We start from the raw sequence: 13944 nt of genomic DNA on the forward strand, positions 1-13944 counted from the left end.
TCAGGCCCGTTCGCCCGGGTCGAGCGGCGGCGGGTACGCCCGCCCGGGCCCGTGGCCGTGGCCGGGCCCGTGGCCGAGTTCGGCGATCGGCGCCGGGCCGGCCCCCGCCGTACGGCTTCGGCGGCGGCGCACCACGACCACCGCGAACACCCCCGTGCCGACGGCCGCGGTCGCCCCGACCCCGATCACCCCGGCCAGCCCGCCGGAGAGCCTGGTGTCGGTGATGCCGTCGATGCCGTAGTCGGCGAGCGGGGAGTCGGCGCTCGCGTGTTCCTCCGCCGTCCCGTCGAAGCCCTCGTCCGCGGCGACCTTCTCCAGCCCGTCCGGCTCGGTGGAGGCGTAGTGGGAGACGAACCCGGCAAGGCCGACTGCGACGACCAGCCCGGTGAGCCAGAGTGCGCGAGGGAAGCGGGGCGAGCGGTGCGCGCCCAGCCCGAGCGCGGCGGCGCGGGCCGCGGGCCGGGCGTCGACCAGCTCGCCGCCGACCCGCAGCTTGAGCGGCGCGAGAAGGGCCCGGGCCCCGTACACCAGGTCGGGGCGGACGGCGAGGACCGCACCGACGGTGAGCGCGGTGATCGCGGCCTCGCCGATCCCGATGAGGACGTGGACGCCGACCATCGCGGTCAGCACCGTGTCGATCGGCACGTCCGTCGTCCCTCCGACGGCGTAGAGGAGGGTGAAGGCCGCGGCGGACGCCGGGACCGAGGCGAACGCGGCGACGCACGTCGCGGCGGTGACCGAGCCGCGGCGGCGCGGCAGCACCGCGAGCAGCCCGCGGAAGAGGACGTACGCGGTGCCGACGGCGACCGCGCCCATGACGGTGACGTTGACGCCGAGGGCGGTGAGGCCGCCGTCCGCGAAGAGCACGCCCTGGAGCAGCAGGACGACGGTGATGCACAGCACGCCCGTGGCGGGCCCGACGAGGACCGCGGCGAGCGCGCCCCCCATCAGGTGCCCGCTGGTGCCGGCGGCGACGGGGAAGTTCAGCATCTGGGCGGCGAAGACGAAGGCGGCGACGAGACCGGCGAGGGGCGCGGTGCGGTCGCCCCCGAGGTCGGTGGCGGCGCCGGCGCCGGACAGCTCGCGACGGGCGCCGCGCAGGCTGATCGCGACGACCCCGGCGGCGACGACGGCGGAGGCGGCCGAAGCGGGTGCGTTGATGAATCCGTCGGGAACATGCATGGCTGGCTCCGGATCGGAAAGGCGATGACAACCGAGGCGAACCGAGATGAGCGCGGCGAGCGGTGCGGGCGCGAGCAGAAGGCAGCGGTGCGAGCAGATGGCAACGGTGCGGGCGGACGTCAGCAGAGCGGTGCGGTGCGATGCGGCTCAGTGCGGTGTCGTGCCGTGCAAGTGCCGTGCTGAGAGGTGTGGTGCCGTGCAGTGCGGACAGCAGCACAGACTGCGCCCACTTGCACATGGTGTGCAAGAGCGCCTCGGCCACAAAAGAAGCGTGAACGCAAAAAAATGCACAAGGGCCGCCGAGCAGCCGTAGCCCAAAATATGGGACATTAGACGCAAAAGTTAAAAAAGCATGAGAGTGCCGCATGATCGTGAGGAGCGACCGATGCCCGCCGCCACCGTCGAAGACCACGCATGGGGCCGGATCGTCACGGACGCTCCCCAGTACCGGCCGGTCCGCGTCGCCATGTCCTACGAGCCGGACGAGGACCCCAAGGCCGTACGGTTCGCCTTCCCCGGCGGGACGGGGTGGACCTTCCCCCGCGAACTGCTGGAGTCCGGGCTGCGCGCACCGGCCCGCAGCGGCGACGTGGAGGTCTGGCCGTGCGGCCGGGTGCAGGCGGTGGTGGAGTTCCACTCCGCGGACGGGGTGTCGGTGGTCCAGTTCGACACCACCGTCCTCAGGAGCTTCCTGCGCCACACGTACGCGGCAGCCGCGACCGCCCCCAGGGCCTGACGCGCCCAAGAAGGCGACCCCCTCACGTGGACCCTCACGTGGACCCCTCACGTGGATAAAGGGCCGTGCCCACCACCTCCGCAGAAGTGGTGGGCACGGCCCTGTGCATGTCCGGTGGACGTTGCTCGACTACCGGACGCCGACCAGCTGACGGTCCTCGTCCGGGTCCTCCGGCCGGTCCGCGAGCTGCTGGTGCAGCTTCTCGCCCTCGACGTCCACGTTCGGCAGCGCCTTGTCCAGCCAGCGCGGCAGCCACCACGCCTTCTCGCCGAGGAGCGCCAGCACCGCCGGGACGATCGCCATCCGGACGACGAACGCGTCGAAGAAGACGGCGATGGCGAGGCCGAAGCCCATCATCATGACCATCTGCTCGCCGGAGCTGATGAAGCCGGCGAAGACGCCGATCATGATGATCGCCGCGGCGGAGACGACCCGCGCCCCGTGCCGGAAGCCGGTGACGACGGTCTCGCCCGGCCGCTCGCCGTGGACGTACGCCTCACGCATCCGCGTGACGAGGAAGACCTCGTAGTCCATGGCGAGGCCGAAGACCACGCCCACCATGAAGATCGGCATCATCGACATGATCGGGCCGGGCTGCTCCACGTTGAACAGGTCCGCGAGCCAACCCCACTGGTACACCGCGACGACCGCACCGAGCGCCGCCACCACGGAGAGCAGGAAGCCGAGCGCCGCCTTCAACGGCACCAGGATCGAGCGGAACACCAGCACCAGCAGCAGGAAGGCGAGTCCGACGACCAGCGCGAGGTAGGGCACCAGCGCGTCGTTCATCTTCTGCGAGAAGTCGATGTTCAGCGCGGTGGCGCCGGTCACCAGCAGCGTGGCGCCGGTGTCGGCCTTGAGGTCGTCCTTCTTGCCGCGGATGTTCTCGACCAGGTTCTCCGTCTCGACGGAGGACGGCCGCTCCTTCGGCACGACGGTGATCATGCCGGTGTCGCCGGCCTTGTTCAGCTCGCCGGGGATGGTCGCGGCCACCCCGTCCAGCTTGCCGATCATCGCCGCGGCGTCGTCGACCGCGCCCTGGGCGTCCTTGCTGTCCTTCGCGTCCACGACGATGCTCAGCGGACCGTTGAAGCCGGGGCCGAAGCCGTCGGACAGCAGGTCGTACGCCTTGCGCTGGGTCGAGGCCGGCGACGAGGAGCCCTCGTCCGGCAGACCCACCTGGAGCGAGGCGGCCGGGATGGCGATCAGACCGAGGCCCACGACGGAGGTGAGCAGCACGGCCACCGGGCGGCGCAGCACGAAGCGCGCCCAGCGGACGCCCATCTTCGGCTTCTCGCCCTCCAGGCCCTTGCTGGTGTGGGCGCCGGCCTTGCGGGCCTTGCGCGCCTTGCGGCCGAGGATGCGGTCCCCGGCGAAGCCCAGCAGGGCGGGGATGAGGCTGATCGCGATGACGACGGCGATGACGACGGTGCCGGCGGCGGCGAAGCCCATCTTGCTGAGGAGCGGGATGTTGACGACCGCGAGGCCGGCCAGGGCGATGACGACGGTCAGACCGGCGAAGACGACCGCGGAGCCCGCGGTGCCGACGGCGCGACCGGCCGCCTCCTCCTTCTCCCGGCCCTCGGCCAGCTCGGCGCGGTAGCGGGAGACGATGAACAGCGCGTAGTCGATGCCGACCGCGAGGCCGATCATCATCGCGAGCATCGAGGTGGTGGTGCCGAGGTCCAGCACGTTCGCCAGCGCGGTGATCGAGGAGATGCCGATGCCCACGCCGATGATGGCGGTCAGCAGCGGCAGACCGGCCGCGATCAGCGAACCGAAGGTGATCACCAGGACGACGGCGGCGATGAGGATGCCGATCATCTCGGCGCCCGCGCTGTGCTGCTCGACCATGGTGGCGTCACCACCGAGTTCGACGGTGAGCCCGGAGCTGCGCGCGTCCTTGGCGACGTCGGTCAGCGACTCCTTGCTCTTCTCGTCGAGCTCCATCGTGTTGACCTTGTAGGACACCGAGACGTACGCGGTGCTGCCGTCCTGGGAGACGGCGTTGCCGCTGTACGGGTCCACGACGGACGCGATCTCGGTGGAGCCCTTCTTCAGGTCCGCGATGAACTCGTTCACCTCGGCCTTGGGCCCGTCGTCGGTCATCTTCTGACCGGCCGGCGCCTTGAAGACGATCCGCGCGGACGCGCCGTCGGCGCTGGCCCCCGGGAACCGCTCTTCCATCAGGTCGAACGCCTTCTGGGATTCGGTGCCCGGCAGGGCGAAGCCCGGGTCCTCGGCCTTGGCGGCGGACGAGGCGGCCACACCGGCGATCGCGAAGAGCGCCACCCACAGCAGGGCGACTAGTTTGCGGCGCCTGAAGGCGAACCGCCCGAGTTTGTAGAGGAACGTGGCCACGAGGGCGTACTCCCGTTGGTGAGACGTATACAGGGCAGGGGGAGTCGGCCCGACGACGAGAGCGGCGCGCGTCAGGTTTCGAGCTGGTGCTGAGCGGATTCCGGGGTGGGGAGAGATCGAGGGCGCCCGGGAGACGGGGAGTCCGGGCCGCGGGGGACTACATCGCGCTACATCGGTCCGTCGCGATCAGTGCGCGCCAGTTCACGGAGGTCATTGCGCCTCCAGGGCCGGCAGCACCACCGCGTCGATGTAGCGGCTGAGGAAATCCCGGTTGGGGACCCGGTCCTCGACCATCTGCAGGGCGAAGAACGCTCCGAAGAGCATGTGCGGCACGAACTCGCGCGCGGGGTTGTCCTGACGGACCTCGCCCCGCGCCACCGCACGGTCGATCACCACGCGCAGTTCTTTCTGCTCGGGTTCGATCAGCTTCTCCTGGAGCACCCGGAGCAGATCGGGGTTGGCGTGGACCGCCAGGGTCAGGCCCCGCAGCAGCGCCGAGTCCTTCTCCAGCTGGCAGTCGTCCACCCGCAACATCATTTCCTGGAAGTCACCGCGCAGGGTGCCGGTGTCGACCTTGTCGGCACCGGGCCCGGAGTGGTGCCGCAGCGCCGCCGTGACCAGCTCCGGCTTGTTGTGCCACTGCCGGTAGAGCGTCGCCTTGCTGGAACGGGTCCGGGTGGCGACCGCGTCCATGGTCAGGGAGTCGTAGCCGACCTCGCGCAGCAGATCGAGCACGGCGTCGAAGAGCTCGGCCTCGCGCTCGGGGGTCAGTCGGCTGCGGGACATCGGTCGGCCTCCCTTCGGGACTCGCGGGGACTCGTGGGACTCATACGGAAACGAACGAAACGGTTTCGTACTCGAAATACGATAGTCGAAGGTCCAAGCGAAACGTAATCGTTTCGCTGTGGGTTTCATCACCCGGAAGGCGCTCAACCTTCCGACCCCGACATGAGTTCCATCCAGGATGAGGAGTTGCCTCGCCCGCCGTGCCCGGAAAGCATTGGGGCGTGAGCGACGACGACGTGGCGTACCTCCGTTATCCGCACCTGCACGAGGACTTGGTGTGCTTCGCCGCCGAGGACGACCTGTGGGTCGCCCCGCTCGTCCCGGCGGGCGAGCGCCCTGGGCGGGCCTGGCGGCTGACCGTCGACCGGACGCGGATCGGGCACCCCCGCTTCTCCCCCGACGGCCGGCACATCGCCTACACGACCTGGCGCAGCCACGATCCGGAGATCCACCTGGTGCCGCTGGCGGGCGGGCCCGCGCGGCGGCTGAGCTACTGGGGCTCCGTGGACACCCGGGTCTGCGGCTGGGGGCCGGACGGGCACGTCCTCGCCGTCTCGTCGCACGGCCAGCCCTTCTCGTACTTCTCCTGGGCCTACAGCGTCCCGCTGGACGGCGCGCCGGGCGGGAAGCTGCCCTGGGGGCCGGTCTCGGACATCGCGGTCGCCGACGTGGCCGGCGAGCGGCGCACCCTGCTGCTGACGGGGAAGGCGCCGCACGAGCCCGCCTCGTGGAAGCGGTACCGGGGCGGGGCCACCGGGCGGCTCTGGCTGCACGGCAAACGGCTGCTGGCCGATCTCGACGGGCACCTGGACTCCCCCATGTTCGTCCGCGACCGGATCGCGTTCCTCTCCGACCACGAGGGCGTCGGCAACCTCTACTCCTGCCGCCCCGACGGCTCCGACCTCCAGCGCCACACCGACCACGACGCCTTCTACGCCCGGCACGCCTCCAGCGACGGCCGGCGGGTGGTGTACCAGTGCGCGGGCGAGCTGTGGATCGTGGACGACCTGAGCGACCCGGACGCGGCGGCGCGCCGGCTGGCGGTGCAGCTGGGGGGGCAGCGCGCGGGGCGGCGCACGTACCAGGTGCCCGCCTCCGACCACGTGGACGCGCTCGCCGTCGACCCGACGGGCCGGGCCAGCGCCGTCTCCGTGCGCGGCAGCCTGTACTGGCTCACCCACCGCGACGGCCCGGCCCGCACCATCGCGGACACCCCGGGGGTACGGGCCCGGATCCCGGTCGCGCTGGGCTCGGGCGGCCGGGTGGCGTACGTGACGGACGCGGACGGCGAGGACGCGGTCGAGATCGCGTACCTGCCGCGGGCGAGCGGGGACCGGGAGGCCCGCCGGCTCGCCTCGGGCGCGTTGGGGCGGGTGCGGGAGATGGAGTCCGACCCGGAGGGGAAGCGGCTGGCGATCGCCTCGCACGACGGCCGGCTGCTGCTCCTGGCCACGGACGACGCGGAGGACGCGGACGCCACCGCGGCCGGCGAGCCAGCGGAAGCCGAAGGCGCCGACGCCGACGCCGAGTCCACGGAAGCAGAAGCCGGGACAGCGGAAAGCGGGACCGCGGAGACCGGAAACGCGGAGACCAGAGCCGCTGAGACCGCTGTGGAAGACGCGACCGCGGAGCAGCCCCTCGTCACCGAGATCGTCCGCTCCCTCAACGGCCCCGTGCGCGACCTCGCCTTCTCCCCCGACGGCTCCTGGCTCGCCTGGTCCCAGCCCGGCGTGGGCCGGTCCCTGCGCCAGATCCGCATGGCCCGGATAAAGGACCGCACGATCGTCGACGTCACCAACGGCCGCTTCGAGGACGAGAACCCGGTCTTCACCAGCGACGGCCGCTACCTCGCCTTCCTCTCCTGGCGCGGTTTCGACCCGGTGTACGACGTGCACACCGGCGACCTGTCGTTCCCGCTCGGCTGCCGCCCCTACCTCGTCCCCCTGTCGTCGGCCACGCCCTCGCCGTTCGCGCTGCTGCCCGACGGGCGCCCCGCCGCCGGCGGGCTCGACCCGCTGGACGAGGCGCCGGCCGCGGCCGGCTCCGCCGGCGACGGCGCGGGCACCGTCGTCGAGATCGAGGGCCTGGAGAGCCGGGTCACCCCCTTCCCGGTGGCCGCCTCCAAGTACTCCGCGCTCTCCCCGGTCAGCGGCGGCGGCCTGGTCTGGCTGCGCTGGCCCATCTCGGGCGCGCTGGGCGAGACGTTCGTGAACCCGGCCGACACCTCGGGGCAGCCGACCCTGGAGCACTTCGACATCTCCAAGGCCCGCCGCACCGAACTCGTCGCGCATCTCGACTGGTTCGCGGTCAGCGGCGACGGCACCCGGCTGGTGGTCGTGGACGGCGGTGAGCTGCGGGCCGTACCGGCGACGGAGGCCGGCGACGCCGACTCCACCGTCTACATCGACCTGCGCCGGATCCTGCACGAGGTGGACCCGGCGTCCGAGTGGCGCCAGGCGTACGCCGAGGCGGGCCGGCTGATCAGCGCGTACTTCTGGGACCCGGGCATGAGCGGCATCGACTGGCCGGCCGTCCTGGACCAGTACCGTCCGCTGGTGGAACGCGTCGCGTCCCCGGACGAGTTCGCCGACCTGCTGCGGGAGGTGCTGGGCGAGCTGGGCACCTCGCACGCGTACGTGACCCCCGCCCGGCGCGACGAGGGGCCGCGCCACTACCAGCGGCCGATGGGGCTGCTCGGCGCCAACCTGGTCCACCGGGACGAGGGGTGGGTGGTGCAGCGGATCCTGCCGGGCGAGTCGTCGGACTCCAAGGCCCGTTCGCCGCTCGCCGGCACCGGCATCCGCGAGGGCGCGGTCCTCACCCACGTCGACGGCCGCCCGGTCGACCCGGTCGCCGGCCCCTTCCCCATGCTGTCGGCCGCCGGCGGCACGACGGTCGAGCTGACGTTCCGCACCGCGGAGGGCGCCTCCCGCCGGGTCGCGGTCGCCCCGCTGATCGACGAGCGCCCGCTGCGCTACCAGGACTGGGTGGCCAAGCGCCGCGAGGTGGTGCGGGAGTTGAGCGACGGCCGCTGCGGCTACCTCCACATCCCCGACATGGGCGGCTCCGGCTGGGCCCAGTTCAACCGCGACCTGCGCCTGGAGGTGTCCCGGCCGGCGCTGATCGTCGACGTGCGGGGCAACGCGGGCGGCCACATCAGCGAACTCGTGGTGGAGAACCTGACCCGCAAGATCCTCGGGTGGGACCTCACCCGCAACGCACAGCCCGTCACGTACGCGTCGAACGCGCCGCGCGGCCCGGTCGTGGCCCTCGCCGACGAGGAGACCTCCTCCGACGGCGACATGATCACCGCCGCGTTCAAGCTGCTGAACCTCGGTCCCGTGGTGGGCACCCGCACCTGGGGCGGGGTCGTCGGCATCACCGGCAACCACCGGCTGATCGACGGCACGGTCATCACGGTGCCGATGAACGCGGCCTGGTTCGACACCTACGGCTGGTCCGTGGAGAACCACGGCGTCGAGCCCGACCTGGAGGCCCTGCGCACCCCCCTGGACTGGGCGGAGGGCCGGCACGCGGGGCTGGACGACGCGGTGCGGCTCGCCCTGGACATGCTGGCGAAGCAGCCGGCCCTCGACCCGCCGGGGTACGACGACGTGCCGGACCGCAGCCGGCCCCCGCTGCCGCCGCGCCCACAGTCCCGGAAGGTGGAATAGCCCCTCGGAGTCGGGTAGTTGTTCCGTCATGACCAACACTTCTGACCGGGCCCTGCTGGGCCGCTTCGGCGTGTGGCACCTCTCCCTGCGGGCGGTGCCCGGGCAGGGACTGGCCCCGCAGACGGCCGAAGCCGTCGCCGAGCTGGACGAACTCGGCTACGGCGCGCTGTGGATCGGCGGCAGCCCCTCGCTGGCGGAGGCCGCGCCCGTGCTGGCCGCCGCGCCCCGGATCCGGGTGGCCACCGGCATCCTCAGCATCTGGGAGCACCCGGCAGCGGAGGTCGCCGAAGGGGCGGCCCGCATCGAGGAGTCGGCGCCGGGCCGGTTCGTGCTCGGGCTCGGCGTCAGCCACAGCGCCCGCACCCCGCAGTACGCCAAGCCGTACGCCGCGATGGTCGCCTATCTGGACGCGCTCGACGCCGCGCCGACGCCCGTCCCCGCGTCCCGCCGGGTGCTGGCGGCGCTCGGCCCGAAGATGCTGGAGCTGTCGGCGGGCCGGGCACTGGGCGCGCACCCGTACCTGGTCACCCCGGAGCACACGGCCGAGGCCCGCGCCCTGCTGGGCCCCGGGGCACTGCTCGCCCCGGACCTGAAGGTCGTCCTGGAGCCGGACCTGGCCCGGGCCCGCGACATCGCCCGCACCGGCCTCGCGCCGTACCTCCAGTTCGAGAACTACCTCCGCAGCTTCCTGCGGCTCGGCTTCACCGAGGCGGACTTCACGGACGGCGGCAGCGACCGGCTGGTGGACGCGGTGTTCGCGTTGGGCGACCTGGACCGGATCCGTGCCCGGATCGCCGACTTCCACGCGGCCGGCGCGGACCACGTCGCGCTGAACGTGATCACCGAAGCCCCCGCCGACGCCGCGGCCGATGAGTTCCCGCGGCGCGAGTGGCGCGAACTGGCCGGCGCGCTACTGGCTGGCTGACTCCCCTCCCCCGCCTCCGGACAGACGGACGCCTCCCCGACGTTGTACTGCTTGCGCTCCACGGCGGTGAGTTCGCGGTTGACGGACCGGCAGATCTGCTGGATGGCCTCGGGCTCGTCGGGGAGGTCCACGGACCACAGGCGTACGACGCCGTTGAAGCTGGTGGTGGCGAGGGTGGCGCGGTCGGGGCTGAAGGCGACGTGGTCCACATAGCCGACGTCGGAGAAGGTGCGGCGCGGCGTGCCCGTCTCGACGTCCCAGATCCGGGCCGAGCCGTCGGAGCCACCCGTGGCCAGGGACTTGCCGTCGGGGTGGAACGATATCGAGTTGATCAGGACGTGGTCGTTCAGGGAGAAGGTTCGGCGCAGTTCCCCGGTTTCGGGGTCCCGCAATCGGATGTAGCTCGGGCGTGGGCTTTCGGCCCCGCTGCCGACCCGGGGCGCGTAACTGGTCGCGAGGACCGTGCCGTCGGGGCTGAAGGTGGGGTGGGCCTCGGACTCGGGAAGGTGGAACGTGCGCCGTACGTCACCGGTGCGGACGTCCCAGATCCGTACGGTGCCGTCCGTGCCCCTGGTCGCCAGGGCGCTGCCGCTCGGGTGGGGCGTCATGGTGTGGATGGCGCCCTCCGGTCCGGTCAGGGTGCGGTGGCGGCGGACCTGGGTGACGTCCCACAGGTGGACCCGGTTCTTGCCGAGTGCGGCCAGCGTCGTTCCGTCGGAGGTGAAGACGAGGCCCCTGACGTCGGGCACGGGGCCGGGCAGGGTGCGCCGCGAGGCACCGGTGCGGGCGTCCCGCAGCCGGACCGTGCCGTCGTGGTCCGCGGTGACCAGGGTCCTGCCGTCGGGACTGAGAGCGGCACCACCTCGGGAGCCGGTGAGCGTGACCTCACGACGGCCGGTGGGCAGGTTCCAGGTAAGGACGGTCGCACTGGCGGTGACGAGCGTGTGGCCGTCGGCGCTGAAGCTGAGGGTGTCGACGTCGGCGACGTGGCCGGTCAGGGTGTGGGTGTTGAGATCGCCCGTCTCCCAGTTTCGAACCGTCCCGTCCTCGGTCATGGTGACCAGCGACCGGCCGTCGGCGCTGAAGGCGATCGCCCTGAGTCCCCGGGTGTAGCCGGTGAGGGTGGCGCGGGGGCCCTGGCTGCGCGCGTCCCAGATCCGTAGGGCGTCCTCGTCACCGGTCACGAGCGAGGCACCGTCGCCGCTGAAGACCAGGCGGTTGACGCGGCTGACGTGACCGGTGAGGGAAGCGATGATCACCGAGCTGTTGGTGGCGTCCCGCAGCGTCACCATGCCGTCGTGCTGGGCCACGGCGAGTTCCGTGCCGTCGGGGCTGAAGGCCGCCCTCGCGTAGTACTTCGTCTCGGGGACCGGGTACGGGTACTTGGGCCGGGGTATGTAGACGCGGTTCCGGCCGGTCGTGAGGTCCCACAGCCGCACGTCGCTGCCGCCGCTGACCAGCGTGCGGCCGTCGGGGGCGAAGTCGAGCGAGTGGAACTGCTCGCTCGCCGGCGGGGGCTGCTTCTTGGAGATCTTGAAGGTGTGCCGGCTGCGCCCGGTCGTGGTGTCCCACACGCGGATGGTCGCGTCGGGGGAGGTGGCGGCGAGCAGCCGACCGTCCCGGCTGAACGTGAGGGCCCTGACGGACTTCCGGAGCCCCGTCAGCACCGCGCGCGGGCGCCCGGACGCCGCGTCGAAGGTCCGTACGACACCGTCCGCGTACGAGACGGCGATGGACTCTCCGCGCGGGCTGAAGGCCACTTCCAACGGGACCTTCACCGAGTCGGCGAGGGCGACGCGCCGGTTCGACTTCAGATTGTGGAGGTAGGTCCCGCGCTTCTCGTCCGCGTACGCGACCGTGCGGAGGTCCGGGCTGAACGCGGCGCTGCGCACCCCGGCCCCCGGAATGTGGTGGGTGTTGCGCAGCGGGATGTCCGCGGCGCGCAGCAGGCTGGCCCTCGCCTCCTTGGTCGGCGAGGTGCGGTACGCGTGCAGGGCCAGGAGGGAGGCGAGCGCGGGGTTGCCGACGAGTTGTTCCTCGGACTGGGCGGCCAGTTGGCGGGAGAGCGCGGTGCGCTGGGCGCTGACGGCCTTGTCGCGCTGTTCGTCGCTGGTGTGGCTCTGCCGCCAGGCGACAGCCCCGGCGACCACGGCCAGCACCAGGAGGACGGCGAGCGCGGCCGTGGAGCGGCGCAGCCGGCTGGTGGTGCGGGCGCGGGCGTCGTCCTCGTCCACTTCCGCGGTGACGCTGGCGGCGAGGAAGTCGCGCTCGACGGCGGTCAGTCCCTGGTACGGGTCGGGGAAGGCTTCGCGCGCGGTCGCGAGCCGGGTGCCCCGGTACAGCGCGCTGGCGTCGCGGTCGAGTTCCGCCCAGGCGTCGGCGTCCGTCGTGAGGCGCCGGTGGGTCACCAGCCGCACCCGTTCCTCGTCTATCCAGGTCCGCAGCCGCGGCCACGCGGTGATCAGCGCTTCGTGCGCGAGGTCCGCGGTGTCGCCGTCGAGGGTGACGAGGCGGGCGTGGGCGAGCCGTTCCAGGACGGTGGTGGCCTCCAGGGACTCGACGGCCGCCAGTTCCGTACGGGGTGCGGGGCGGCGGGTGTCCTGGGCGCCCTGGCCGGGGGTGATCAGCCGCAGGAGCATCCGGCGGGCGTGGACGGACTCGTCCGCGTTGAGGCTGCTGTAGGTGTGCTCAGCCGTGTCGGCGATCGCGCCGTGGACGCCGCCGATGGCCTCGTACGCGGCGAGGGTCAGGGTCCGGCCGCGGCGGCGGCGCCACACCTCAAGCAGCGCGTGGGACATCAGCGGCAGGGCGCCCGGCTCGCCCGCGGTCTGTTCCACGATCCGGGCGGTCAGCTCCCGCTCGACGATCAGCCCGGCGGCCCGGGCGGGGCCGACGATCGCCTGCCGCAGGTCGGCGGGGTCCATCGGCCCGACGAGCAGGTGGGCCGAGCGCAGCGCGTCGACGAGCGCGGCGTGTTCGGTGCAGTGGCCGTAGAAGTCGGCGCGCACGGCCACGACGACCCGCAGTCCGCTGGACGGGGCGCGGGCGGCCGACAGCAGATGGAGGAAGCGGGCGCGTTCGGCGGGGTCCCGGCAGAGGGTGAAGACCTCTTCGAACTGGTCGACGACGATCAGGGTGTCCCCGCCGGAGCGGCGCGCGACGGTGCGGGCGTGGGTGGCGAACGGCTCCGCGCCGGGGGTGAGGATCTTGATCGCCGCGCACTGCACCCCGTCCGTGCCCCGACCGGTGCGCAGCCGGGGGATCAGCCCGGCCCGCAGCAGGGAGGACTTGCCGCTGCCGGAGGCTCCGGTCAGCATCACGAAGCGGTGGGCGGACATCAGCTGGAGCAGTTCGACGACGAGTTCGTCCCGGCCGAAGAAGAGTCCGCGGTCGCCGGGCTCGAAGCGGGCCAGCCCCCGGTACGGGGCCTGCTCCGTGTCGTCGTCGGCGACCAGGACGGTCTGTTCCTCCGCCGCCCGGGTCGCCGCGAGCCACCGGGACTCCCACTCCTCGCGGTCGCCCGCGCAGACCTCCGCGTACGCCAGGGTCACCGGCAGCGACGGCAGTTGGTCCCCCGCCGCAGCCGCGGCGAGGGCGCTGGCCGAGTAGCCCGCGCGCCGGGCCATCTCCCGGTACGTCGGCCCGCCGGCCGCGGCCCGTAAGTCCCTCAGTCCGCAGGCGAACGCCTCCACGGGACCGGCCGTCGGATCGAGCGGACGCTCTCGACGCCCCGCCATCGACCCCACCCCCTTCGACGAGTACGAGGGCCATCAAACCGCGGTCGGACATTGTCCAGGAACGTCGGAACGGGGTTTCTGGACAATGCCCGAGCAGGTGGAATCGACGGAGGCAGGCACCGAGTGCGGGACGCCGGTGCCCCGTGCTTCAGGGAGGATCGATGGCCGTCGGCCACCCCGTGCATCCGAACGTCGCAACGTCTCCGGCCGAGCTGGTGCACCAGATGCGCCGGTTGAAGGACTGGTCGGGACTGACCTATCGACAGATCTCCGCCCGTGCGCGGGACGCGGGCGACTGCCTGCCGTCCAGCACGGCGGCCGGCGCGCTCGCCCGGCGCACCCTGCCGCGGGAGGAACTCCTCGCGGCCTTCGTCCGCGCCTGCACGCGGGACGAGCAGGCGGTGCGGTCGTGGACCCGGGCGCGCGCCGTGGTGGCCGAGCGGGCCCGGTACGGTCCGCCGGTCGAAAGACTCCCCGCGGGCGGGGGTGCACCGGCGGACGGGGGTGCGCCCGCGGTGAGCAGGGGGGAGGCTCGGGGGCCCG

General features: G+C 72.6%; 6 protein-coding genes and 1 pseudogene. 3 read left to right on the forward strand and 4 right to left on the reverse strand.

What is annotated here, in order from left to right; genetic code table 11:
* Entirely contained in the window at positions 1–1182 is a 1182-nt protein-coding gene (locus tag AB0E05_RS25060; protein WP_361967247.1) for an energy-coupling factor ABC transporter permease, read from the reverse strand.
* 385 nt (positions 1183–1567) lie between these two features.
* On the opposite strand from AB0E05_RS25060, the gene AB0E05_RS25065 reads away from it, so the two are divergent.
* A complete protein-coding gene (locus AB0E05_RS25065) occupies positions 1568–1918 on the forward strand; it encodes an SsgA family sporulation/cell division regulator (RefSeq protein WP_361967249.1) in 351 nt (116 codons plus the stop codon).
* A gap of 129 nt (positions 1919–2047) precedes the next feature.
* On the opposite strand, the gene AB0E05_RS25070 is transcribed toward AB0E05_RS25065, so the two are convergent.
* Positions 2048–4279 (reverse strand): MMPL family transporter, encoded by a 2232-nt coding sequence (locus tag AB0E05_RS25070; protein WP_361967251.1) that lies wholly within the window; start codon positions 4277–4279, stop codon positions 2048–2050.
* A 210-nt stretch (positions 4280–4489) separates the two neighbouring features.
* Positions 4490–5065 (reverse strand): TetR/AcrR family transcriptional regulator, encoded by a 576-nt coding sequence (locus tag AB0E05_RS25075; protein WP_361967253.1) that lies wholly within the window; start codon positions 5063–5065, stop codon positions 4490–4492.
* A gap of 221 nt (positions 5066–5286) precedes the next feature.
* On the opposite strand from AB0E05_RS25075, the gene AB0E05_RS25080 reads away from it, so the two are divergent.
* Positions 5287–8739 (forward strand): S41 family peptidase, encoded by a 3453-nt coding sequence (locus tag AB0E05_RS25080; RefSeq protein ID WP_361967255.1) that lies wholly within the window; start codon positions 5287–5289, stop codon positions 8737–8739.
* A gap of 28 nt (positions 8740–8767) precedes the next feature.
* Positions 8768–9664: an LLM class F420-dependent oxidoreductase gene (locus AB0E05_RS25085; RefSeq protein ID WP_361967257.1), complete on the forward strand. Its 897-nt coding sequence runs from the start codon at positions 8768–8770 to the stop codon at positions 9662–9664.
* A 143-nt stretch (positions 9665–9807) separates the two neighbouring features.
* Here the strand turns inward: AB0E05_RS25085 and AB0E05_RS25090 are convergent.
* Positions 9808–13401 (reverse strand): annotated as a pseudogene (locus AB0E05_RS25090) (WD40 repeat domain-containing protein); the annotation flags it as partial.
* Positions 13402–13944: the final 543 nt, after the last annotated feature.

It is taken from the genome of Streptomyces sp. NPDC048057 (assembly GCF_040653095.1).
Lineage (GTDB): Bacteria > Actinomycetota > Actinomycetes > Streptomycetales > Streptomycetaceae > Streptomyces.

Coding starts and splice junctions, on each gene's coding strand:
- AB0E05_RS25060 (WP_361967247.1), bottom strand. CDS start 1,182: ATGCATGTTCCCGACGGATTCATCAACGCACCCGCTTCGGCCGCCTCC.
- AB0E05_RS25065 (WP_361967249.1), top strand. CDS start 1,568: ATGCCCGCCGCCACCGTCGAAGACCACGCATGGGGCCGGATCGTCACG.
- AB0E05_RS25075 (WP_361967253.1), bottom strand. CDS start 5,065: ATGTCCCGCAGCCGACTGACCCCCGAGCGCGAGGCCGAGCTCTTCGAC.
- AB0E05_RS25085 (WP_361967257.1), top strand. CDS start 8,768: ATGACCAACACTTCTGACCGGGCCCTGCTGGGCCGCTTCGGCGTGTGG.